Raw genomic sequence first — 25,752 nt, 5'->3', positions numbered from 1 at the left:
TTTTACAAAATCAAAAAAAACAAACAATTATTTATTATACAACTTCATAACCGGCATAAGCCTCTTCGATTTCATTCAAAACGGCAAATAATTCTTCAGGATGGTCTAGGGTTACCAGTTTTTGTTTAAAGGGTTTGAAAGAATGAATTCCTTTGAAATAATTCGTGTAATGAGGTCTCGTTTCTACAATACCAAGTCTTTCTCCTTTCCATTCCATTGCCCAGGTGAGGTGATTTCGTACGGCTTCGGCTCTGTCGGCAACGGTTGGTTTTGCAAGATGTTCACCTGTTTTGAAGAAATGTTTGATTTCGTTAAAAATCCAAGGATACCCAATTGCGGCGCGACCAATCATAATTCCGTCGATGCCATATTCATTTTTATAATGCAATGCTTTTTCGGGAGAATCGATGTCGCCATTACCAAAAATAGGCATTGTGATTCTTGGGTTGTTTTTGACACGGGCAATATGCGACCAATCGGAATGGCCTTTGTACATTTGGGCGCGGGTTCTGGCGTGGATGCTCAAAGCGGCAACGCCAATGTCCTGCAAACGCTCGGCAACTTCGTCTATATTGATGGAATTGTCATCCCAACCTAGACGTGTTTTTACCGTTACAGGCAAATGGGTACTGTCGATAACGGCTTGCGTCAAACGAATCATCAAATCAACATCTTTCAGAACCCCTGCTCCTGCTCCTTTACAAACTACTTTTTTTACTGGACAGCCAAAATTGATATCTATCAAATTGGGGTTTACGGTAGAAACTATTTTAGACGATAAAGCCATTGCCTCTTCGTCTCCACCAAAAATCTGGATTCCAACTGGACGCTCATAATCGAAGATATCTAATTTCATTCGGCTTTTGATGGCGTCGCGAATTAAACCTTCGGAAGAAATAAATTCGGAGTACATCAAATCGGCCCCATGCTGTTTGCACAATCTGCGAAATGGAGGGTCACTCACATCTTCCATTGGTGCTAACAGTAGGGGAAATTCGGGTAATATAATGTTGCCAATCTTGATCATCTTCCTTAATTTTTTGCAAAATTACGGTTTTTAGACGAATAGATGAAAGAGTAAAGAAGAAAGACTTCTTATTAAAGGTGTTAGTTTACGAATTCGACACTTTGAAACTGTTTATTTTAAACTATATTTGCAGATTAATTGTCGTTATAACGATATGCGTGAGGGATAGAAGCGGAAAGCCCACAGCAAAGTGTAGCGTTAGCGGAACTTTGCGAGGACTTGCAGCGAATAGCCCGACGGCTTTTTCTGCTGGCACGCCCAAATAAATTTGATATTATTTAGAACATGAAACATATTAGGAATTTTTGCATTATTGCACATATTGATCACGGAAAAAGTACATTGGCAGACCGATTATTGGGAGCAACTCAAACGGTAACTGCCCGTGAAGAAAAGGCGCAATTGCTGGATAATATGGACTTGGAGCGCGAACGTGGTATCACGATTAAAAGTCACGCCATACAAATGGAATACACATATAAAGGACAAGAATACATCTTGAACTTGATTGATACTCCGGGTCACGTGGATTTTTCATATGAAGTTTCCCGTTCTATTGCGGCTTGTGAAGGAGCGTTATTGATTGTAGATGCGGCGCAAAGTATTCAAGCACAAACGATTTCTAATTTGTATTTGGCTTTGGAAAATGACTTGGAGATTATTCCAGTTTTGAACAAAGTAGATTTACCAAGTGCCAATCCTGAGGAAGTAAGTGATGATATTATTGATTTACTTGGATGTAAATTGGAAGATATTATTCATGCTTCGGGTAAAACTGGTTTTGGTGTAGAAAATATATTGGCAGCGATTATAGAAAAAATTCCGCCTCCATCAGGAAATGTTGATGAGCCATTACAAGCTTTGATTTTTGACTCGCATTACAATCCGTTTCGTGGAATTGAAGTAATTTTTCGTGTAAAAAACGGACAGATCAAAAAAGGGCAAAAAATCAAGTTCATGGCTACTGGCAATGAATATTTTGCAGATGAAATTGGAACATTAAAGCTGAATCAAGTTCCGAAACAAGTGATTTCGGCAGGAGATGTTGGGTATTTAATTTCGGGGATAAAAGAAGCCAAAGAAGTAAAAGTAGGAGATACATTGACGGATGCTAAAAATCCAACTACCAATATTATTACTGGTTTTGAAGACGTGAAACCAATGGTTTTTGCCGGGATTTATCCAGTAGACACCGAAGATTATGAGGAGTTGAGAAACTCGATGGAAAAATTGCAGCTGAATGATGCTTCGTTGGTATTTTTGCCGGAAAGTTCTGCGGCATTGGGATTTGGTTTCCGTTGTGGGTTTTTAGGAATGTTGCACATGGAGATTATCCAAGAGCGTTTGGAGCGTGAATTTAATATGACGGTTATCACTACAGTTCCCAACGTTTCATATTTAGCTTATACCAAAAAACATCCAGAAACGCCGCTAGTTGTAAATAATCCTTCGGACTTACCAGAACCTTCTCGTTTGGATCACGTAGAAGAACCTTTTATAAAAGCAATCATCATTACCAAATCGGATTATGTTGGAAATGTAATGAGTTTGTGCATTGAAAAGCGTGGATTGATTACAAACCAGACCTATTTGACTACAGAACGTGTTGAGTTGACTTTTGATATGCCATTAGCAGAGATTGTATTTGATTTTTACGACCGTTTGAAAACCGTTTCAAAAGGATACGCTTCCTTTGATTATACACCAATTGGAATGAGAACTTCTAATTTGGTTAAAGTAGATATCTTGCTAAACGCTACCATTGTTGATGCTTTGTCCTCTTTGATGCATGCTGACAATGCGTATTCAATTGGCAAAAAAATGTGTGAGAAACTGAAAGAATTGATTCCGCGCCAGCAATTTGACATTCCTGTTCAAGCTGCGATTGGGGTAAAAGTAATCTCTCGTGAAACGATAAAAGCCTTACGTAAAGATGTAACTGCCAAATGTTATGGTGGTGATATTTCCCGTAAACGTAAATTATTGGAAAAACAGAAAAAAGGTAAAAAACGTATGAGATTGGTTGGAAATGTTGAGATTCCGCAAGAAGCATTTATGGCGGTATTGAAATTGAATGATTAATCTTTTTTTTTTAGAAAACAGAAGAAAGAACAAAGAATATAGAGAAGACCTGATGATGTAAATTGTCAGGTTTTTTGTTTTTAAGCCCCCCCTTCGGGGGGTTAGGGGGCTTATTTATCCTTCAGCCACTCAAACAATCGTTGTGCATCGGTACCTTTAAACAATTGCGTTCCTTCATTCATTGTGGCAGCTGATCCGCAAGCTACACCCCAACGAATGACTTCTTTCAAACTTTTATTTTGCGAAAGCGCCCAAACCATCCCGCCTACCATACTGTCGCCGGCACCAACAGTACTTTTCTTGGCAACATTGGGAGCTGGAACAAATTCGTAATTGTCTCTGGTTACAAGAACTGCTCCTTGAGGCCCAAGAGATACCACTACAATTTCGGCTCCTCCTTTGGAAATAATCTGTTTGGCTGCTTCATTGACTTCTTCCATTTCCAATCGTTCAACTCCAATTAATTTGGCCAGTTCACCAACATTTGGTTTGATCAGGTAAGCGCCTGTTTCCAATACTTTTTTCAAGGCTTCTCCCGAAGTATCGACTATCAATTTTGAATTTGATTTTTTGGCTATTTCGGCTATTTTTTGGTAAAAATCAGTGGATAAACCTTCATTCAAACTACCACTGGCCACCAGGAATTTTGGTTTCAAATTGGCCACAGCATTTAGGACTGCTTGTTCTTCTTCGGCAGTTATTTCCCCTCCTGTAAAACCAAAACGGTATTGAGAATTGGTATTTTCATCTACAGCCACAAAACTTTCTCTAGTCCAAGTTTGAATGGGAATCGCTTGAAAAGCAATAGCTTCTTTGGCAACCAATTCTTCAAGCATTTTCCCTAATGGCCCTCCCGAAGTAAATACTGCCAATGAAGTTCCTCCCAAACGTGAAATGGCTTTAGAAACATTGATTCCGCCACCTCCGGCATCAAAACGGGGCTCTTCGCAACGAATTTTCTGTTCGGCAACCAAGCCTTTAAAATGGGTGCTTTTGTCTAAAGCCGGATTTACGGTAAGAGTAACAATATCGAATGAGTTCATCTTTTTTTGGAATGTATTTAAATTGAAATAGACTTAAGTGTATCCTATGCAATTTACTAAAATTTAAGCCAAAATCAGATATTACATTATAATTAGTGCAAATAAAAAACGAAATGTAAAATACTGAAAATCATTTCATTAAAAACAAAATCCTTTGTATCTTTAAACTCCCCAAATTAATAAAATCAGAATTATGAGAAAAACTCTATTTCTATTTTTATTACTTTGTTCGACTAAATCTTTGTCACAGGGAATTATAGTCGATACTACTTCATTGAGTATACCTGAGCTGGTTCGAGAAGAGTTAATGCAAAATGCTTGTGCCAATGAAAGTAATTTTCAGTTTTCATCCCACCAAGGCATTGGGAAATTCACGAGTACAAATCCTAATTTTCCAATATCGGATGGTATTATTATTCGAAATGGTTTAGCCAAATATACCGAAGGAACTTACACAGGTACCAATGAAAGTAGTCAATTGAATATGGCTACCGATAGTGATTTACAAGCCATAAGTAACAGTAACGGACAAATAGTCCCTATTACAGACGTTGGTTATATTCAATTTGATTTTACTCCTTTATCGAGCAATTTTAGTTTCGATTTCCTTTTTGCCTCCAATGAATATGGCGAATTTCAATGTGGTTTTAGCGATGTTTTTGCTTTTGTTTTAACTGATTTAACCACAGGAGTTGCTACAAATCTTGCAGTTCTTCCAAATACAACTACACCCGTTTCGGTCATTAATATTCGTGACGAACAATACAATTCTTCTTGTTTGTCTGCCAATGCCAATTTGTTTGACCTTTATAACGTGACCAATCCTAATGCATCTGCCATAAATATGCGGGGAGAAACCAAAGTATTAACGGCCTCATCTACCGTCATTCCGAATCGTACTTACAGCATAAAACTAGCCATTGGCGATTACAATGACAGTAGTTATGATTCGGCAGTTTTTATAAAAGGAGGCAGCTTTAAAACCACTATGGATTTAGGTCCCGACAGAACCATTTGCGAAGGCGAAAAAATTACTCTCCAATCGGACTTAGTGGGGAATTACACTTATATTTGGACATTTAATGGTGCTGTAATTACAGGAGAAACTACTAGTTCATTAATTCTAAACAAAGCAGGGACTTATGGAGTTACCGCAACACTTTCGGGTTGTGTTATTAAAGACGAAGTAGTCATTACCGATTTAGTCATTAAATCTCCAAAAAATCTTATTGCATGTTACTCTGGAAATCCGACTTATCAATTTGACTTGACTCAGAATAATTTAATCACATTAGGCCTAAATCCTGCTGAATATTCACTTAATTATTTTGATTCTTTGGCAAGTGCCAACTCAAACGGACCTACGATTTCCGACAGTCAATTGGCCTCTTTTACCAGTGCCGGAAACCAAACAATTTACATCAAAGCAGTACACGTTTCCAATCGAAATACCTATTGCAATAATTTGCTCTCCTTTGATTTGTTGGTAACAGCTCCTATCAATGTTGTAAAACCTCCAGATTTGAGTTTTTGCGACACCAATTTTGGAAGAGTGCCTGTAGATTTGACCGTTCAAGAAACTCCAATTCTCAATGGACTAAATCCCTTAGATTATACAATTACTTACTATACCAGTCAGGCAGATGCTAACAATGCTTCCAATGCAATTGACAGTCCGCAAAACTACATCACCTCATTGTCCAAATCACCAGAAACAATTTGGGTTCGAATTGCAGATAACAAGAGTACTGTTTGTTACACAGCCGTTAGTTTTGATGTGATTGTTTTTTCTCTTCCAACGGTGGATGACATTCCAGATGTAATTGCTTGCAACAGTTATACATTACCTTCTATCACATCTGGCGAATATTATACAGGTCCAAACGGAACTGGAATCAAACTGAATATAGGCGATGTCATTACTAAGACAGGAACTTATTATATTTATAGTGGTCCAACAGCTACAAACCAATGTACCAATCAAACCACTTTTAAACTTACTTTTATTTATGAAATCAATTTCCCAAAAGAGGGATGCGGCAAATACTTTGTGCCTTTTGTAGAAGCTGGTGCTTTTTTTACTGCAACTGGAGGCGCAGGAAACCTAATCCCTGCGGGCACAGCATTAACAACAGACCAAACTATTTTTTATTATGCCGTAATAAATGGAGTAGTTTGTCGGGACGAAGCTGTACCAATAGCTGTTTATCCATTGCCTTTGGTAGATCAACCCAATGATGTTGTGACTTGCGATTCTTATACTTTGCCACCATTGACCAATGGACATTACTTTGCTTTCTCAGGAGGTTTAGGAACATCTTTGAATGTGGGAGATTCTATAACCTCAAGCCAAACTATTTATATTTTTGCAGATGATGGAAAATGTACGAATGAACATTCGTTTAGAGTCGACATTGTCAATTCTTCGGCCTTTAAACCCATAACCGAATGCGGAAGTTACACTTTGCCAGCAGTAGCGATTGGTGGCTATTATGACAGTCCAAACGGTTCAGGAAAACCCATTCCAGCAGGAACGGTAATTACGAGTTCGCAAACGGTTTATTATTATGTAAAAACAACAACTTCACCCAATTGTACCGATAATTTAAAATATGAAATCACTATAAAACCTTTGCCATCAGTCGATACGCCAAGCGACCGATTAGAATGCCAAAGTTATATTTTGCCAACTCTAACAAATGGTAATTATTATACACAAACCAAAGGAGGTGGGCTTCCTTTAAATGCAGGAGATATCATTACGAAAACACAGACCGTTTACATTTATGCAGTTGGCCCCGATTGTAGCAATGAACATAGCTTTAAAATCGAAATAAGACCTCTTCCTCCAGTTGATAGCTTCACCGATGTAATTACATGTACAAATTTTAAGTTGCCAAAATTAAAAAATGGTTCCTATTACACCGCCACAGGTGGTCCGCACGTTTTGGGAAACCCTTTTGCTGTTGGGACTGTTATAACCACTTCGCAAACTATTTTTATTTATAATGAATGGTCTGATTTTACCAAATGCAGCAATGAATCTTTTTTTAAAGTTAATGCCAACGGAATAGATCTCGGCACTTTTACTGATATAAATGCTTGTGATAGTTACACTTTACCACCGCTTAAAACAGGAAACTACTATTCTCAATCCAATGGCAAAGGCCCAATTATTTCTGCTGGAACTGTATTGCAAACCTCTCAAACTATTTATGTATACGCTATTGTCGGCAGCCGATTAACTTGTTCAAGTGAAAAAAGTTTTTTGGTAACCATTTCAACCGCGCCTAAATTAATTAGCGAACCAGATGTTGCTATTTGCGGAAGTTACACCTTGCTCCCTTTACAAATTGGAAATTATTATTCTGGGTCGAATGCTACGGGAACTCGCTATTTTGCTGGACAGCAAATAAGCACTAGCCAAAAAATGTACATTTATGCTACAGCAGCGGCTAATCCCAATTGTGCTGCACAAGATGATTTTGACATTACGATTTATCCTTTAAAAGAATTGCCCTTAAAAAGCGGAGTAATATGCGTCGATTATCAAACAGGAACAATACTTCAGCCAGCACAATTGAATTCAACACTTAATACGAGTGATTACACCATAGATTGGTATTTGGATGGTAACAAAATAAGCACGGGTTCAAGTTATGCAGCGATTAAGGAAGGAACTTACACCGTCGTTCCCATCAAAAAAACACCCAATATTGGTAACGATTGCGGGTACAATCCTGCAACAATAACTGTCGAAAAATCCAGTCCAGCAATTGCAACGGTAACTGTTACCGATGCTTTTGAAGACAATATTGATCTTATTGTCACGATTACAAATGGTTTTGGAATCTATGAATACCAAATGGATGGCGGCAATTTTCAAACCAGTAATGTCTTTTCCAATGTTGATTCAGGACAGCACAATATAACCGTAAAAGACACTAAAGGAAATTGTGACAATCAAGTTCTAATTGCCAATGTGCTCAAATATCCCAAATATTTTACTCCAAACAACGATGGTTTTCATGACACTTGGAATATAACAGATCTCGCATTTCAGTCCGATGCAGTTATAAATATATACGATCGTTACGGAAAATTTCTAAAAGAACTAAGACCCTCTGGATCGGGTTGGGATGGCAATTACAATGGAAACCCACTCCCTTCTACTGACTATTGGTTCCAAGTTTACTATACTCAAAACGGTATATCCCAAGTATTCAAATCTCATTTTAGTATGAAGCGTTAATCATTTACTTCGTACCTTTGCAGCCTTGGTAAAAGACAAAAAGCAATAAACAGACAAAATGATTGAAGATAAAACTCCACAACGTACCAGCATAGCACAACTTGGCGAATTTGGTTTGATAGACCATTTAACAAAAAATTTCGAAATCACTCAGACTTCTACACTAAAAGGGATTGGAGACGATGCAGCCGTACTGGATTTCAAAGAAAAAAAAGTAGTGGTTTCAACCGATTTATTGATTGAAGGAATTCATTTTGATTTGGCTTATATGCCCCTAAAACATTTAGGATACAAAGCCGTCGTGGTCAATGTATCAGATATTTGTGCTATGAACGCCAAACCAACACAAATTACAGTTTCTATTGCGGTTTCCAATCGTTTTCCATTAGAGGCATTAGAAGAATTGTATGAAGGAATTGCTCATGCTGCTCTAGAGTATAAAGTAGATGTGATAGGTGGCGATACAACTTCATCACAAAAAGGATTAATCATTAGTATTACTGCTCTTGGTGAAGCCGATGAAAACGAAATTGTGTATAGAAACGGTGCCAAACAAACCGATTTACTGGTAATTACAGGAGATATTGGAGCTGCTTATATGGGACTGCAAGTGTTGGAGAGAGAGAAACAAGTATTTCAAGTTAACCCAAATTCACAACCCGATTTGGATGCTTATACCTATTTAATCGAAAGACAATTGAAACCAGAAGCTCGCAAAGATGTACGTACTCTATTGCATGCTTTAGAAATAAAACCCACATCCATGATTGATATTTCTGATGGATTGTCTTCAGAAATCATGCATTTGTGCAAACAATCTGGTGTAGGTTGTAATTTATATGAAGACAAATTACCAATCGACCCACAATTCATCAATGTTTGCGAGGAATTTAATATTGACAGTACAACAGTAGCCATCAATGGCGGGGAGGATTACGAATTGCTCTTTACCATTGCTATGGAAGATTTTGATAAAATAAAAGGAAATCCAAACTTTACAATAATTGGTCACATGACACAAGAAAGTGAAGGGATTCATCTTGTAACCCGTGCCAATACCAAAATTCCTTTAAAAGCAAGAGGTTGGGATGCAATTCAGGAATAGTATCCATTATTTACAAAAACAAAAAACCTCACAATAATGTGAGGTCTTCTTTGTAATTATAAGTTTAAAAAAAAATTAAACTCCTATTTTCTTGGCTATATCCGCTGGAACACCACCTTTGTTTACCATAAATGATGTTGTTTTGTATTTTACAAAATTCTTGCTCACGTACAAATACCCTTTATAATCATTTGTAACTCCCCAAGAGTTTTTTACGATGTAATATTCTTTACCCATTTGGTCTTTTGCAATTCCAACAATATGCATCGCATGATCGTCTGTAGTTTGATAATTATCGAATGCTTTTTGACGAATCTCCTCGGTGATTTCTAATTCTTCTTTTGGACCATTGAACATATTTTCTTTTTCAATAGTAGTCATTTCGTCAAACTTTTTCGTTGGTACGTAAGCCACACCATTTTTCCAACTAAAACTCTTCTCACTTACATCAGAAGCCCAAGCAACAGTGTATCCATTTTTCAATGCATTATCAATGATAGTGGTCATATCATTCATTTTTATGTTATAAACCAAATCAAAAGCCCAGTTATCAGGAACCATCATCATTGTTTTAGCATAATAAGGTTCATTAGAATAAGATGCAAATTCTACATATTCATCAGGATTAATGCCTACAACTTCTTTAGCAAAAGTTTTTGGTGTGTAGCTTTTTCCTTTGTATGTAAAATTTTCTGGAACTTGTCCTAAATAAGAATCAATAACAGCAGCGTAGGCTTTTTCCCAATTTGGAGTCAATTCCCCATTTGGATTTTTAACAACCGCAGCCAACAAAGCTTCTGTTAAAGCTGCCATTTCTGCAAATTTATTTTTGGATGTTCCGTAATTTAAACCAGTATACACTTCTTGAGGTACAGCTCCATATTTTCTGTACATATTAGTAACGTCATGCAATTCTCCACCATCTCCAAGGGTAACCGCTCCATGCATTTTTACATAATTTTTACCTTTTTCTACATAAGCATTTCGAGCCGAGAAAACTTGAGATAGTTCAACAGGCTGTTTCCCCATTCTAACCATTTCAGATTCTAAAAATGAGTTGGTTGAATAACTCCAACAAGTCCCCGAAGAACCTTGGTTTTTTATAGGAGTATTTGCCAGATTAATGACATCGGTAAACTTGAAACTTTCAGCACTTTTTTCGCTGGCGTTTACCTTTAATGAATTGACTAAGCCGTCTTGAGCAGACATCGAGTGAATACCAACAACAAGTGTTGTTGCTATAAAAAAGGATTTAATTGGTAATTTATACATCTTAAAATAAGTTTGGGTTTAGCAATATGTAACAAAACAACAGATTTTGTTACATTAATGTCGCTAAATTATTAATTAATTATGACTTACAAGGTTTCCTTCAGCCATTTATAGAATTCTTTTTGCCAAATTTGAGCATTTTGAGGTTTTAAAACCCAATGGTTTTCTTCAGGAAAATACAATAACCTGCTTTTAATTCCTCGAATTTGAGCTGCTTGAAATGCTTCTTGTCCTTGTCCGATTGGCACTCTAAAATCATTTCCTCCTTGAATAATTAATATAGGTGTATTCCAGTTTTGTACATAATTTATAGGATTGAAAACAGTGTATGCTTTTTGAGCAACTGCGTTGTCTTTTTCCCAATAAGGACCTCCAAAATCCCAATTATTGAAGAACACTTCCTCGGTGGTCCCAAACATACTTTGTGTATTGAAAACTCCATCATGAGCAATAAATGTCTTAAATCTATTATTGTGAATTCCGGCCAAATAAAACACCGAATACCCACCATAACTAGCCCCAACACAACCCAGACGCGTTTTATCAACATAATTCTCTTTGGCCACATCATCAATTGCAGATAAATAGTCATTCATCACCTGACCTCCCCAATCTTTACTGATTTGTTCGTTCCATTCTACTCCGTGCCCTTGCATTCCGCGACGGTTTGGAGCTACAACCACATAACCATTAGCGGCCATTAATTGAAAATTCCATCTGAAAGAATAAGCTTGTGTCAATGGCGATTGAGGTCCTCCTTGACAAAACAACAGCGTTGGGTATTTTTTGGTCGCATCAAAATTAGGAGGCAATGCAACCCAAACCAACATTTTTTTACCATCAGTGGTGGTAACATAACGTCTTTCTATTTTTCCCAATTGCAATGAAGCATAGGTAGCTGTATTTACATTGGTCAATTGTTTCCAAGAGTTTTTCTTTAAATTATAAGAAAAAATCTCTGCTGCATGGTTCATATCTGTTCGGGTAACAATAATATCGTCTCCCGAAAATCCAATTAAATCATGAACATCAAAATCACCATTTGTAATTTGTTTTACATTAATCGCGATTTTTGTAAGACCTGGAAAATTAACCTCAAAAAGCTGTACTGTTCCATCAATTGGTGCTATGAAATAAATCTTTTTCCCATCCTGACTCCACTTGAAACTATTGACTGTTCCATCCCAATTGGCTGTCAGGTTTATTTTCATTCCTTTAAAACTAACAATCAAATCGTTTTTATCCGATTCGTAACCATCTCGTTTCATTTGCAACCAAGTTAAATCACCGGAAGGCGAAAATTGAGGAGCTGTATCATAACCCAAATTATCTTCTGTTCTATTGATTGTTATTCCCGATTCAAGATTGTATTCGTAAATATTAGTGTTGGTTGATAATGCATATTGTGTCCCCGCTTTTTTCTTGCACACATAAAGAATACTTTTACTATCGGGTGACCAAATATAATCTTCGTCTCCACCAAAAGGTTTTTGCGGACTATCAAAGTTTTCTCCTTTTAGTATGTCTATTCCAATAGATCCTTCTGAGTTTTCTTTATAAAAAACATGATTGAATTTTCCTTCGTTCCAAGTATCCCAATGGCGGTAATCGAGTCCATTGTAAATTTGAACATTGGATTTATCCAAATTGGGATAATAGTCTTTCCCGAGTACTTTATCTACTTTTACTTCTTCGTTATAAATCAAATATTTTGAGTCCGGAGAAATATTTTTGTCAACTAAAATTTCTTTTGTCTCCTTAATTTCTGTTGCATTCCCTCCATTTACTGGAATTGTATAAAATTTTGAATTGGATTTATTTTCTTCGACTGAAGGTGTCGAAACCTTAAAAACAATAGTTGCACCGTCTTTGGAAATTCCTAAAGGAGTAATTCGTCCTAATTTCCAAAGCAATTCTGGAGTCATTACATTTTGTGCAGTTGCAGTTAAACTTATCATAGTTAGCATTAAAAAGAGTATTTTTCTCATAATTATTGAATATTTTCTTAGAGTTTTCAAATATAGCACTATAATTCACAAAACGAATGTGCTAAAACTTAAAAAATATACATAAAAAATGCTACTAATTCTTTGCCTATTCAGATAAATTATGTGGTCTTCAAAAACTCGACCGTTAATAATGTAATAAAGAAACACAAAACCAGCACAATTAAACTGGTAAACATAAATTTTTTCATTAAAGAAATTTCAATTTTTCTAACCTCAGAATCAAAATCAACTATTGCAACATTATTTTCAATGAATTGAGCTGAATTCAAAGATGCTTTCCAGCCCCCATTTTCATATACTTGGCGCCCATAATCTGTCAAATCACATCTAAAACCTTGTGTCAATTCTAGTTTTACCAATCCTTTATTGTGCAAAATTTCGGCAAATATTTTAGAATTTTTTAAATTAAATCCCAACTCATCTTTAAAATTAATACGCATCATAAATTGAGATTTTGATGTATATAATAATCTCAAATTTACATCTATTAGTTCATCAATATTTTCAAACATAACTTTTTTATTTATTGTTTTTTTTGCTTTTTAGAATTATAATACCCTGAATTTGTTTGCACTAAGGGCCTTAATTTCAAATACATTTTGTGTTAAACAATTATAATGCCAAAAAAAAAAATTAAAAAAAAATTAACAAACTTACTTCAATAATGAAAAATGGCAAAAAAAGCCTCTTTTTATTCAAATTCTATTCCACATATTAATTAAAATGACTGCACTGTATAAAAAAACCACAATATTTTATTTAATTTTATAAAAAAATAGTCAAATGCAATTAAGCTATTGGGAATTAAAAAATTGGTTTACCAATGTAGACTTCGCTATTGTAGGTAGCGGAATAGTTGGTTTACATACTGGCTTGCGCTTGCGCGAAAAATACCCAGAAAGTAAAATATTAATTCTCGAAAAAGGAATGTTGCCACAGGGAGCGAGCACAAAAAATGCTGGTTTCGCCTGCTTTGGAAGCATTTCAGAAATCATTGAGGATTTAAAATCACATACCGAAGAAGAAGTAATTCAACTAATACAAAAGCGCTGGATCGGTCTGCAATTGCTAAGAAAAAGGCTAGGAGATGCAATAATTGATTTTAAACCCTATGGCGGTTATGAACTCTTTTTGAAAGATCATGACAACAGTTATACGGAATGTTGCAACAGACTCCCTTTTATAAATGAAATATTAAAACCACTTTTCAAGGCCGATGTATTTGCCAAAGAAGTAGATCGTTTTGGGTTTGGCGGCATTCACGAATATTTAATTTTCAACCCTTTTGAAGCACAAATAGATACTGGAAATATGATGCAAGCCTTATTAAAACAAGCTGTTGCTCAAGATGTTTTAATTCTGAATCAACAAACTGTTACCTCCTTTTTAGACAATGAAAATGGTGTTGAAGTTGCACTGGGCGATTTTAGTTTTACTACCAAAAAACTCTTATTTGCTACCAACGGCTTTGCCAACTCACTAACCAAAGGCGCAGTAAAACCAGCAAGAGCACAGGTTTTAATCACAGAACCCATTCCTAACTTAGACATAAAAGGAACTTTTCATCTGGACAAAGGATATTATTATTTTAGGAACATTGGAAATAGAATACTTCTGGGAGGCGGCAGAAATCTGGATTTTAAAACTGAAACCACAACCGAATTCGGTCAAACAGAAATTGTACAAAAAAAATTGGAAGACTTATTAAAAGAAGTAATTTTGCCCAACCAGGATTTTAAAATCAATCATCGTTGGAGCGGGATCATGGGCATTGGAAACAGTAAAAACCCAATAGTAGAGCAATTGTCTGAAAACGTTTATTGCGGTGTACGACTAGGCGGAATGGGAGTGGCAATAGGCAGTTTAATAGGAACAGATTTAGCAGATTTAGTATAAAATGGCGACCAAAATAACACCAAAGAAAACAACAGCAAAAAAACCTGTCAAAAAAAAATCGGGAAGTTTTATGACCAAAGTAAAATGGTTTTTATTGAAAGCCTTATTATGGTTCTTTGGAATTTCGATATTTTTTGTGGTCCTTTTTAAATTCGTCCCAGTACCGTTTACTCCTTTAATGGTTATTCGTGCTATAGAAAACAAAGCCGCCGGAAAAGAAGTCTATTTTGACCACAATTGGGAACCCCTTGATAAAATATCGATGAATTTGCAAAAAGCAGTAATTGCCAGTGAAGACGGCACCTTCTTAACTCACAATGGATTTGATTTTATCGCCATGCAAAAAGCCTACAAAAGCAACGAAAGAGGCCGAAAAATAAAAGGCGGAAGTACCATATCGCAACAAACCGCCAAAAATGTTTTTCTATGGCAAGGCCGAAGCTATCTAAGAAAAGGCCTGGAAGCATATTTCACAGTGTTGATAGAACTTATTTGGGGCAAAGAGCGTATTATGGAAGTGTATCTCAACAGCATCGAAATGGGAGACGGCGTTTACGGAGCCTATGCCGCAACAGAACATTGGTACCGAAAAGATGCATCTAGTCTTACTCCTGTTCAAGCCGCAGGAATAGCCGCTATTTTGCCTAATCCAAGGAAATACAAAGCCACGAGTTCTTCTTCATATATAAACAATAGGAAAGCCAAAATTGTTCGGATTATGAGACACATGGGAAAAATTGAATATTAAAATAAACCCCAATAACAGTAGTTATTGGGGTTTATAATTCTAAAAAATTGACCTTTTAAAATTTAAATGCAACTCCCAAAATAAAATTGATTCCTATATTTGGAATCCCATCACTGGCCAAACGGGACAAATGCGGAACATAGGTTTTGTTCAGTAAATTATTTCCATTCAAATTAACATCAAAAGCGGTATTGCCGAGCTTTACTTTTCCTTCAAAACCCATATTCAGCAGTGTATAACCGTCTGAGGGAATGTCAAACCCACTTACTTTATCCTGACTAAACGTAGTCGAAACGTTCAAAGTTGCAAAACCATCTTGAAACCATTTATTATTCGTGAAATCAAATTTTAAGGTGTTATTCCAATTGTTTGCCGGAATTTGAGGTAAATAACCTCCCGATTGTAATTTCCCGGTAACGGTTTCAAAACTAGTTTCAAAATGCAACCAATCTAGTGGATGTGGATGAATGTGCATTGCTATTTCTCCACCATACAAATTGGCATTGTTTTGAATATAATCATACACTTGAAATCCATCAATTTCAACTCCAGTTGGAGATGCGTAGATATAATCTTTTATATGATTGTAAAAAGCACTCACACTAAACTCAAAATGACTGATTTTATATTCTAAATCCAAATCGGTTTGTAGATTTTGCTCGGTTTTTAAGTTTGGATTTCCTATTTCATATCGAAAAGTTCCTTCATGAACCCCATTCGACGATAACTCTGCCAATGTTGGTGCTTTAAAACCCGTAGCGGCATTCAATCTAATGGTTAAATCTTCTACAAAAGAAGTTTTATAACCCAACGATGCATTAAAACTATCATAGGTTTTATTCAATGCTTCAAAATAACCTTCTTGACCAAGAATTCCGTTTTCTTCAGAGATTAAATGTCGGTAATCAAAACGAAGACCGGCTTGCAAAGAGTTTACTCCCCAATCATAAATCCCAGTTCCAAAAACTCCAAAATCATTCGTTTTTGCATTTGGAATCAAGAATTCTTCTGCCAAATTTTTATTTTCCTGAGACATTCCTTGTACTCCAACAATAGTTTCTACTTTTCCAATAGCGGGCAAATAGTATTTTATATTATAATCGAATGTGTTCAAAATCATATGTAAAACAGCCACATCACTATCTTCAAACTCTGAACGGTCATTCTTGATATAGCCTAAATTCACATCCATTTTTGAATTGTTAAAATACAAAGTGTTATTTAGTGAAAACAAATTGTTGTAAACACCTTGCTTTGGAAAAGCTGGCTTTTTGGCTGTGGTTTGATCTGCAACTCCATCTTCCGGAATTCCCAAATCCAAATTATTATAATTGTATCTCAAAACACTCGAAAATTTAGCATTGCTGTAGCCAATTCCGGCTTTAAAATCCATTTCCTGAAATCGGGTATTGGTAACGCGATCACCATCTGGAATTTTATAATCGGATTGGGTGTTGTAAGCCCCACGGACTAAATACTTCCAATTATTGGTAGAAGTTTTCAAGCCCAAAGTAGTACTGCTCCCAAGAGTATTTGAAAATAAACGTTGCCCGAAATCCCCTTGAAGAGTATTGGCCAAAGCAAATTTTTCTGGATTAAAAAATAGTACACCTCCTAATGCATCTGAACCATAAAGCAAAGAAGCGGGACCTTTTATAACCTCAACACTTTCGACCCCAGCATCGTTTAATCCCAAACCGTGCTCGTCACCAAACTGCTGATTTTCGAGTCGAACCCCTTGCGTATAAACCAAAACTCGATTGCCACTTAATCCTCTAATAACAGGTTTTCCTATAGAAGTTCCGGTCGAAATTTGAGAAACTCCTGGAATGGTAGCCAATCCTTCAATCAAGGTGGCAGTACCTTTTTCCTGCATGGTTTTAACGCTTTCGCGATCGACCTTCATGACGTTTTGAGATTGCAGTTTTGTAAAAGGAGTCGAAACGATTACCTCATCCATTTGAAAAGCTGTTTCTTCTAAAATAACATCTAGTTTTTGAACATTTTGAATCTTTTCAATTGTTTTATTTTGTTTTAAAAAACCAATAAAAGAAAATGTCAATGTCAATTCTCCATTTGGAAGTTCCGCTAATTGAAACATTCCGTTTGCATCTGTAGTGGTAGATTTATTCAATTCGGCCGCATAAACCGAAACACCTATTAATGGATTGTTATTGGCGTCTGTAACCTTTCCCGACAATGTATTTTGCGCTTGTAAAAGAGTGGTAAGCCCCAAAAATAGAGATAGTATGTATTTTTTCATTAGAATAATTGTATTGTTTCAAAACAAAATACTTTTAGAAAAGCAAATGAAGATTGAAACTATTTGTAAATAATAATTACACCGACAAAATCTCTTAAAAAAAGAAAATTGTCAGCGAATGAAATTAATTTAAAAATAAAACAACTCTAAAAAATAGAGTTATCTATATACAATTTGGGGGGCCTCGATAGGAATACAAACTGCCTGAAAACGAAATAATGGTTTCAGTGTTTGTAAAAGAATATGGAATTTCTACATCCCAGGTATAAAATTGAAAAGCAAAATCTTTTGGAGTAATCGAACTGCTAAATTGAAACTGACAAACATAACAATGATCAAAACTGTGATGCTGATGTGTAATTTCTGCACTGGAATTGTACTTGTGGTGACAATCTTTTTCAGAAAATTTTTCCTGTAAATGGCTAATGCTATCAAATGACTGAGCAACTATTGAGAACAATAGTAGAACAACAAAAGAAAGATTTAGTATAAGCAGTTTCCTTTTCATCACCGTAAAGGTAATAAAAAGAGGAGTGGCAAAATAATTTGATTTTTAAAATTAGGCTTAATTTATTTGAAAAATTCATTCTATCCTTGATTAAAATAAATCAGTATTACTTTTTATTTTTTCAGTAAATAAATTCGAAACGAAAGATTTACAGCTATACCTTCTGCAACAGTTTCAAAAAATAACCAAAAAATAAAATCTCTTCCTTCAAACCTTTTGCAAGAAGTAGACCAATATGTTGATTTTTTAAAAGACAAAAATGACCAATCAGATTGGTCAAAATCCATTTCTGAAAATCAACTTTCACTAATTGAAAAAGGGAAAAAAGATATTGAAGAAGGAAGAACTTATACTCAGAAAGAAGCCAAACAAAAGATAGCAGACTACATAAAAAGAAAACACAATAATAGAAATTGTGTGATCAGAAACTTCGCTTGAAACGTTTTTTTAAGTTATTGATTATCTCTTCGAACAATGGACATTAAAATAAATGTAAGACTTTGAAACAAGTGTATACAAGCTATTAGATAAAATAAGCAGTGATAATTATGCCCACAATCCAAAATATTTGGATATAGAAAATACATAATTGACACTCAAAATGCTCTTGTTTATTCTATTATAAACAAGAGCATTTTCCTAGTCACTTTTTTAGATACCAGAAGTCAAACTGTTTATTAAACAAAAATTTTAATAAACTACCCCGAGGCACAGCCTCGAGATATCTGTAGGAAAAAAGTAAATTTTTAGTTTTATGAAAACCTTAGGTTTTCGAAATTTCCTTTCTTATCCCGAGGCAAAGCCTCGAGGAATTCAACTGATTAAAAAATAATGCCTTTGTTTTTCGCTTCTTTAATCAAATCAATGTCATTTCCTTCTTGAATTTGAAACAGTTCTTTTAAATGGGCTTTTCTTCTTTCTATCGCAGTTAATGAAATTGGAATGTACTGTGGAATATCTTTTGTTCTCGTTCCTTTAGAGATATGGAATAAGATAAGTTTGTCAAATTGGTCCACACCATCATCAATATCATCACCATTCTCATTTTGATTTGCCATTTTAATTACAGAATGGCTATAATAAATCTCGTCTTTCAATATTTTATCAAAACCAAAAAGTAATTCATCAAAGGTTAAATCATTTTTGATCACAAGCCCAGCCGGATTTATGGTGTCTATGATGTTTTTTATTTTTAGCAATTCTGTGTACATCGTGAGTAAAATGATTTTGCAATTCGGCATTAATTGCATAATTAATTTTGCTAAATCCTCACCAGAATTAATTCCTTTTCTTTCATATACAGGCATGCTAATATCTAAAAATGCAACATCAAAAGGAGCTGTTTCTGGATTTGTTATAATGTTATATCCTGTTTCACAGTCTTTACCTTGAGTAAATGAATATTCGTATAAGTTTGGATTATATCGGGTAATTGCATTTTTGTATCCGTCTATGATAAAGGGATGATCGTCTACAATTAAGATGTTTTTCTTAATTAATGTTTCCACTTTTGATTCAATTATCATTTTGTTGTAGGTTTTTGAATTTGTTCAATTGGGATTGTTACTGTAATAGAAGTGCCTTCACCTTCTGTTGATTTAATTTCAAGTGTTCCATGGCATTCATTAGTTCTTGATTTAATATTTTGCAAACCAATTCCCTTTTTTGCCCTGTAGATATTAAAGCCGATTCCATTATCACTTATTTTTAGAATCAAATTACCCCCTTGTTTTTTAAACTCGACTTTTATAGTTGTGGCATTTGCATATTTGTTACAATTCTGTAAGGACTCTTGAACAATTCGATACAAATTAATCTTAATAGAGTTATCAATCAAATCCCATTTAATGGTCGATTCAATGCGAGCTAGAAATTTTGCTTGGTAAGTCTTTTTTTGTTCTTCAAATAAATTAGTAACGATTGCCACGAAGTTATTAATTAATTCTGATTTTTCTCTACTTAAATTATGTGAAATTTCACGAATATCCTGTTCAATATTTTTTAATTCGGCCAAATAGTTCAATCTTTTTTCAATTCCTGAGTCGTCTTTGATTTTGTTTAAACTATCTAAATTGATTCGGACACCAAACATTCTTCCCAGAACGCCATCATGCAATTCTCGAGCCACTCTTTTTTTCTCTTTAATACTATTGATTTCAATAGCGTTTTGTTGTGTAATCATTAAGTTATAAATTTCGGCATTGGCTTGTTGTTGTTGCTGTTTAAACATCAATTCTCGCTGCTTAACCTTTTGAGATTTAATGGTATACAATAATATTGCCAAAATAACCACAAAACTAAAAATTAACAAAAGTTTTTTATTTTGCCCTTCCAGATTGGTGTTCTCTACTTTAATTTCATCTGTTTCATATTCTATTCGTGAAAATTTTTCACCCATATTTCGTTCTGCTTTTTGTAAACGATCATTGATAAGAATATATTCTTTTGAATAAACAGAAGCATGTTTGGTATCTACATTCCCAATTTGTTTTAAGGCTTCAAGAATGCTTCTTAAGCGGCTTGTACTGCGGGAAAGCATGAGTGACTGCTTGGCATATTGAATAGCTTTTAAAGTGTCTTTTTTGGAATAAAAATATTCAGACAAACGTAATTTACTTGATATGATTCCAGGTATCACTTTTAGACTATCCCTAATTTTTAGAGCTTGATAAAATTGATCGGGGAGATTGTCAGATTCATTCAATTTAAATTTTGCATAAGCCAAATTATCCAACAACATGGCATAAAGTTTGGGTTTGTCAACAAATAAATTTTCTTGTTGCAATCCTTTTTCAAAATAAATTTTGGCTTGTTGGTAATTTTTTAAATTTAAATACACATAACCCATATTGTTTAATGAAGTGGCTCTGGATTGAAATTCTATTGGAATTGATTTGTCATCAAGACTTATTAATGCTTTATTGTGGTATTCTAAAGCTTTATCGTATTCTTCCCGTTCATTATATAATATGCCTAACAGATTGTAAGATTCATACAGTAAATCATTTGCTTTTTCGGTTTTCAAAGTGCGTAATGCCTTGAAAACAGCTATTTCACAATTAAAGAGATCACTTTCATTGAACTGTAAATTGGCTTTATTGATTATAGTTTTGGCAAGATTATAATTGTCATTAAGGTTTAGATAGAGTTTTTCAGCCTTGAAATAGTAGTAAAATGCACTATCCGAAATTACTTTAGCGCTATAATAATCTCCTAAATAAGTATAGGCTTTTGCCATGTTTACTATATCATGACTTTTTTTTGATCGTTCTAAAATAAGTTTTGATGTTTGAAAGTACCCTTTCCAATCGTCCATGTTGTAATAACGATTGGCTATTTTGAATAAATTTACTTTATTGATAGAATCATCTTTCTGGCCAATTATAATGTCAAATGCTTTTTGATTGTATTTTTGTTTGTATTCTAAAGGTAACCGAATATCATTAGCTAAGGTAAGATATGAAGAAAGGCTATCTTCTGAGGATGAGGCATTTTGTTTTGATTTTTTTTTATTGGTGCAACCAAATATAAGAATCAAAAAAAATAATAATATGAAGAAATATTTTTTCAATAGAGGCTTTTGTATTAAATCAAAAATACTAAATATATTCATATAAAAAAAGACGATCAAATAAATGACCGCCTTAATATTTAATATTTTTTATGGACTTTTTTAATCTACTTTTCTATTTCCTCCAGTGGACTGGTTTCCAGTGCCATCAATACCCTGCATTTTAATTGTCGAAACTACGATTTTTCCATTTCCATTATAGTCTACCTTTCTGTTTCCTCCAGTGGACTGGTTTCCAGTGCCATCAATTGATGTAACTTCATTTGTTGCAATTATTTTAGAAGTTGAAATTATTGGGTTTGCAAAAGAAGTTAGTGCAGTTACTACTGTAAATAATCCGATTGTTAATGTAGCTTTTTTCATGATTTTGAGACTTTATGTTGTTGTTATTTTTTACGTTTTTTATTCCGTTTGTGTTGGAATTCTTTTGTAAAACTAAACAGTAAGTCGCGATAATCAGCTCAAAAAAAGACGTTTATGGTCAATGGTATTCGTTTGTTAGTGAATGAATACCAAATCGGGGCAGATGGTTATTTTTAAGTTTCAATATAATTTTCATTTGCAAATTCACTAATTATAAAATCTACATTCGTTTTGTACGATTTTGAAAATGGGAGTTTTATAGTAGTCTTTTTGATGTAGCAAAGTGAATTTCCAGTATGAATCCTTGAGATGTAATTTCTGTTAACAATGTAACTATTGTGTATTCTTATAAATGGGTTGGACAAGACGGTTTCAAAATGTTTCAATGTTTTGAAAGCCGTAATCATTTCTCCATTTTTTAAATGGATGTCGGTAGAATTATTATCAGCCTGAAAATAACAAATTTCATTAGAATCAATATATCGATGATCTCCGTATGATTTGACACATAAAATAAAAGATTTTCTGTTTTTGTTTAATAAAATATCTTCAGGCAATTGTTTTTCCTTATGAATAGTTTTTTGAACAAGGACAATTTCATCTTCGGTATTGTATTTGTTTAATTTGTGCATCAATTTTACAAAATCGATTACTTGTAATGGCTTCAATAGATAATCTGTTACTTCATATTTGATGCAATCAAAAGCCAAATCTTTATTTTTTGTTGTAATAACGATTTTTGGCAATTCTTTCAAATACATCAATAACCCATTAATTAGTTGTAAAGATAAATTGCTGGTCTTATCGTTTGGGTCTATTTCTAGAAAAATAAGTTTAGGTGTATGTTGTAATATCAAGTTCACACCATCGGCATAATTATCTGTTGAAGCTAGAAAATTCAATTCCGAAAACTCACTGGCAATTGCCTTGGTCTTCAAAACACTTTCTGGATCGTCATCTATAATAATGTAGGTGTAATTCATTTTTTGGTACACTTAATTTTTTGGGGCTAAAAAAAATGGTTTGGTTCTTAAATTCTAAATTTTATTTTTTGAATTCATCCAAAGTAAATTTTTTTTAGTTTTAAATTAATTTAAGGAAATAAAATTAAACAAATTTATGTTTTCTTTACACTTTTACGACAAAAAAGCTTTAAAATTAACTTTTATTCAGTTGTAAATTAAATATATACGTCTAGATAAACTCTTTTTTGTAATATGTCTTATCATTTTTACAAAAAAAATGCTTCCCAATTGAGAAGCATTTTTTATAATATATGGAATCTAATAGTTACATTTTCATCAACCAGTTTTTCATAGAAACTTCATTTTCTATTATTGATTTCAAGTCGGTAATGTTTACTCGGTCTTGTTTCATTGTATCTCTATGACGAATCGTAACGGTTTGGTCTTCTATTGTTTGGTGATCGACCGTGATGCAAAAAGGAGTTCCCAACGCATCTTGTCTTCTGTAGCGTCTTCCTACTGCATCTTTTTCATCATAGGCTACATTGAAATCCCATTTCAAATCATCTATGATTTTTTTTGAAATTTCTGGCAATCCGTCTTTTTTAACCAATGGTAAAACGGCCGCTTTTGTGGGAGCAAGAACTGAAGGTAATTTCAATACTGTTCTGGTTGAACCGTCTTCCAATGTTTCTTCTTTTAAGGAAGTTGCAAAAACTGCCAAGAACATTCTATCTAATCCTACTGAAGTTTCCACTACATAAGGAACGTAGTTTTGATTCAATTCAGCATCAAAATACTGTAATTTTCTGCCTGAGAATTGTTCGTGTGCTTTTAAATCAAAATCGGTACGAGAGTGAATTCCTTCTAATTCTTTGAAACCAAAAGGGAAATTAAACTCAATATCAGCCGCTGCATTGGCGTAGTGAGCCAGTTTTTCGTGATCGTGAAAACGGTAATTTTCTTTTCCTAAACCAAGAGATAAATGCCAGTTCAAACGGGTTGTTTTCCAATGTTCGTACCATTGCATTTCTTCACCTGGGCGTACAAAAAATTGCATTTCCATTTGTTCAAACTCACGCATACGGAAAATGAACTGTCTGGCTACGATTTCGTTTCTAAAGGCTTTTCCGGTTTGGGCAATACCAAAAGGAACTTTCATTCTTCCTGATTTTTGTACGTTCAAGAAATTTACAAAAATACCTTGTGCGGTTTCGGGACGTAAATACAAATCCATTGCCGTATCTGCAGAAGCTCCTAATTTAGTTCCAAACATCAAGTTAAATTGACGAACTTCGGTCCAATTTCTAGAACCAGTTTCAGGATCAGCAATTTCCAGTTCTTCGATTAATGCTTTTACATCTTCCAAATCTCCAGCGCCTAAAGAACGTCCCATTCTTTCCAGAATTTCTCTTTCTTTAGCCAAGTATTCTACAACTCTAGCGTTGGTTGTGATGAATTCCTGTTCGTTGAAAGCCTCTCCAAAACGAGCTTTCGCTTTTTCGATTTCTTTTTTGGCTTTTAGATTTAGCTTTTCAGCATAATCTTCAATCAAAACATCGGCTCTGTATCTTCTTTTTGAATCTTTGTTGTCTATTAATGGATCGTTGAATGCATCTACGTGACCCGATGCTTTCCAAGTCGTTGGGTGCATCAATATTGCCGCGTCCAATCCTACGATATTATCGTTCATTTGAACCATCGATTTCCACCAATATTCGCGTATGTTCTTTTTTAATTCTACTCCGTTTTGTGCATAATCATAGACTGCACTTAAACCATCGTATATTTCGCTTGACGGAAAAATAAATCCGTACTCTTTTGCGTGCGAAACTACATTCTTAAATAAATCTTCTTGTTTTGCCATAATAGTGCAAAAATATAAAAAGGGAAATTAAAAAAAGAAAAAAAATGAAGTTTGAATCCTCGGTTTTCTTATTTTTATGGATAAATCAATTTTTTTATGCTTAAATCCCTGATAAACCTATTTTTCCCGCCAGTCTGTACCAGTTGCAAATCATTTATTGCTACCAATGAATATGTGATTTGCACGGTTTGCAGGCATGAGTTGCCTTTGACAAACCATCATTTGGATCCCGAAAATGAAGCTTTCAAAAAATTTTATGGGCGAATTCCTGTCGAACATGTTTCGGCATTATTGTATTTTCATAAAAAAGGAATGGTTCAGGAATTGATTCATAATTTGAAATACAAAGGACATGAAGAAATTGGAACCGTTTTGGGGGACTGGTATGCAGAAGATTTAAAAAATTCGGATATTTTAAAACAAGTAGACGTAATTATTCCGGTTCCTTTGCATAAAAAACGCATGAAAGAGCGTGGTTATAATCAGGTAACCAATTTTGGAAAGGCATTGTCCGAGAATTTTAAAATTCCTATGAATAATTCAATTCTAATTCGAAAAGTATATTCGAAAACCCAGTCTAAGAAAAATCTTTTGGGGAGAATAGAAGGAATTGAGACTGTTTTTGATGTTGCTTTCGGCGAAGAAGACAGCAACAAACATTTTCTGTTGATTGATGATGTATTGACAACAGGAGCGACTCTCGAAGCTTGTTCGAAAGCGTTACTTAAAATTCCAGGAGCAAAAATCAGTATTGTTTGTATGGCAATGGCGAGTTAGTGAT

At 34.5% G+C, this 25,752-nt stretch carries 19 protein-coding genes; 7 read left to right on the top strand and 12 right to left on the bottom strand.

Features of this window, described 5'->3' with window-relative positions; all coding sequences use genetic code 11:
• Nucleotides 1-34: 34 nt before the first annotated feature.
• Complete coding sequence (gene dusB / locus OLM57_RS05970; protein WP_264566324.1) at nt 35-1,027, bottom strand: tRNA dihydrouridine synthase DusB; 993 nt, start codon at nt 1,025-1,027, stop codon at nt 35-37.
• A gap of 285 nt (nt 1,028-1,312) precedes the next feature.
• On the opposite strand from dusB, the gene lepA reads away from it, so the two are divergent.
• On the top strand, nt 1,313-3,109 hold the full coding sequence (gene lepA / locus OLM57_RS05965; protein ID WP_264566323.1) for a translation elongation factor 4: 1,797 nt from the start codon (nt 1,313-1,315) through the stop codon (nt 3,107-3,109).
• Between the two features lie 110 nt (nt 3,110-3,219).
• Here lepA and OLM57_RS05960 read toward each other — a convergent pair whose 3' ends face one another.
• The gene (locus tag OLM57_RS05960) at nt 3,220-4,152 is read right to left on the bottom strand and encodes a 1-phosphofructokinase family hexose kinase (protein WP_264566322.1); all 933 of its coding nucleotides are present in this window, start codon (nt 4,150-4,152) and stop codon (nt 3,220-3,222) included.
• Between the two features lie 193 nt (nt 4,153-4,345).
• Between OLM57_RS05960 and OLM57_RS05955 the strand changes: the two genes are divergently transcribed.
• Both OLM57_RS05955 and thiL read left to right on the top strand, forming a co-directional pair.
• A complete protein-coding gene (locus tag OLM57_RS05955; protein ID WP_264566321.1) occupies nt 4,346-8,404 on the top strand; it encodes a T9SS type B sorting domain-containing protein in 4,059 nt (1,352 codons plus the stop codon).
• A gap of 58 nt (nt 8,405-8,462) precedes the next feature.
• Complete coding sequence (gene thiL / locus OLM57_RS05950; RefSeq protein WP_264566320.1) at nt 8,463-9,509, top strand: thiamine-phosphate kinase; 1,047 nt, start codon at nt 8,463-8,465, stop codon at nt 9,507-9,509.
• A 75-nt stretch (nt 9,510-9,584) separates the two neighbouring features.
• On the opposite strand, the gene OLM57_RS05945 is transcribed toward thiL, so the two are convergent.
• The 3 genes from OLM57_RS05945 to OLM57_RS05935 form a co-directional block, all read right to left on the bottom strand.
• On the bottom strand, nt 9,585-10,781 hold the full coding sequence (locus OLM57_RS05945) for an aminopeptidase C (RefSeq protein WP_264566319.1): 1,197 nt from the start codon (nt 10,779-10,781) through the stop codon (nt 9,585-9,587).
• Between the two features lie 86 nt (nt 10,782-10,867).
• Entirely contained in the window at nt 10,868-12,769 is a 1,902-nt protein-coding gene (locus tag OLM57_RS05940; protein ID WP_264566318.1) for an alpha/beta hydrolase family protein, read from the bottom strand.
• Between the two features lie 119 nt (nt 12,770-12,888).
• Nucleotides 12,889-13,302: a hypothetical protein gene (locus OLM57_RS05935; protein ID WP_264566317.1), complete on the bottom strand. Its 414-nt coding sequence runs from the start codon at nt 13,300-13,302 to the stop codon at nt 12,889-12,891.
• 271 nt (nt 13,303-13,573) lie between these two features.
• Between OLM57_RS05935 and OLM57_RS05930 the strand changes: the two genes are divergently transcribed.
• Nucleotides 13,574-14,686 carry an NAD(P)/FAD-dependent oxidoreductase gene (locus OLM57_RS05930; protein ID WP_264566316.1) on the top strand — a complete coding sequence of 371 codons (1,113 nt, stop codon included), beginning with the start codon at nt 13,574-13,576 and terminating at the stop codon, nt 14,684-14,686.
• Nucleotide 14,687: 1 nt separating this feature from the next.
• Nucleotides 14,688-15,434: a monofunctional biosynthetic peptidoglycan transglycosylase gene (gene mtgA / locus OLM57_RS05925; protein ID WP_264566315.1), complete on the top strand. Its 747-nt coding sequence runs from the start codon at nt 14,688-14,690 to the stop codon at nt 15,432-15,434.
• 55 nt (nt 15,435-15,489) lie between these two features.
• Here the strand turns inward: mtgA and OLM57_RS05920 are convergent, their stop codons facing one another.
• On the bottom strand, nt 15,490-17,697 hold the full coding sequence (locus tag OLM57_RS05920) for a TonB-dependent receptor (RefSeq protein ID WP_264566314.1): 2,208 nt from the start codon (nt 17,695-17,697) through the stop codon (nt 15,490-15,492).
• Between the two features lie 163 nt (nt 17,698-17,860).
• Nucleotides 17,861-18,205 (bottom strand): hypothetical protein, encoded by a 345-nt coding sequence (locus OLM57_RS05915; RefSeq protein WP_264566313.1) that lies wholly within the window; start codon nt 18,203-18,205, stop codon nt 17,861-17,863.
• Between the two features lie 216 nt (nt 18,206-18,421).
• Here OLM57_RS05915 and OLM57_RS05910 point away from each other — a divergent pair, with 216 nt between their 5' ends.
• Entirely contained in the window at nt 18,422-18,643 is a 222-nt protein-coding gene (locus OLM57_RS05910; RefSeq protein ID WP_264566312.1) for a hypothetical protein, read from the top strand.
• Between the two features lie 383 nt (nt 18,644-19,026).
• Here OLM57_RS05910 and OLM57_RS05905 read toward each other — a convergent pair whose 3' ends face one another.
• The 5 genes from OLM57_RS05905 to OLM57_RS05885 all read right to left on the bottom strand — a co-directional run bounded on the left by OLM57_RS05905 (nt 19,027) and on the right by OLM57_RS05885 (nt 24,971).
• Nucleotides 19,027-19,731 carry a response regulator gene (locus OLM57_RS05905; RefSeq protein ID WP_264566311.1) on the bottom strand — a complete coding sequence of 235 codons (705 nt, stop codon included), beginning with the start codon at nt 19,729-19,731 and terminating at the stop codon, nt 19,027-19,029.
• Nucleotides 19,728-21,743, bottom strand: a complete 2,016-nt coding sequence (locus tag OLM57_RS05900) for a sensor histidine kinase (protein ID WP_319800273.1) — start codon at nt 21,741-21,743, stop codon at nt 19,728-19,730. The genes OLM57_RS05905 and OLM57_RS05900 overlap by 4 nt, the downstream gene beginning before the upstream one ends.
• Nucleotides 21,744-21,878: 135 nt before the next feature.
• On the bottom strand, nt 21,879-22,139 hold the full coding sequence (locus OLM57_RS05895; RefSeq protein WP_264566309.1) for a hypothetical protein: 261 nt from the start codon (nt 22,137-22,139) through the stop codon (nt 21,879-21,881).
• A gap of 173 nt (nt 22,140-22,312) precedes the next feature.
• Complete coding sequence (locus tag OLM57_RS05890) at nt 22,313-23,122, bottom strand: LytR/AlgR family response regulator transcription factor (protein WP_264566308.1); 810 nt, start codon at nt 23,120-23,122, stop codon at nt 22,313-22,315.
• A gap of 307 nt (nt 23,123-23,429) precedes the next feature.
• Nucleotides 23,430-24,971 carry a glycine--tRNA ligase gene (locus OLM57_RS05885; protein WP_264566307.1) on the bottom strand — a complete coding sequence of 514 codons (1,542 nt, stop codon included), beginning with the start codon at nt 24,969-24,971 and terminating at the stop codon, nt 23,430-23,432.
• Between the two features lie 96 nt (nt 24,972-25,067).
• Here OLM57_RS05885 and OLM57_RS05880 point away from each other — a divergent pair, with 96 nt between their 5' ends.
• Complete coding sequence (locus tag OLM57_RS05880) at nt 25,068-25,748, top strand: ComF family protein (RefSeq protein WP_264566306.1); 681 nt, start codon at nt 25,068-25,070, stop codon at nt 25,746-25,748.
• Nucleotides 25,749-25,752 lie beyond the last annotated feature (4 nt).

Source organism: Flavobacterium sp. N3904 (assembly GCF_025947305.1).
GTDB lineage: Bacteria > Bacteroidota > Bacteroidia > Flavobacteriales > Flavobacteriaceae > Flavobacterium.
Note: the sequence above shows the minus strand (reverse complement) of the source record. Positions and strands in the feature narration are given on the sequence as shown.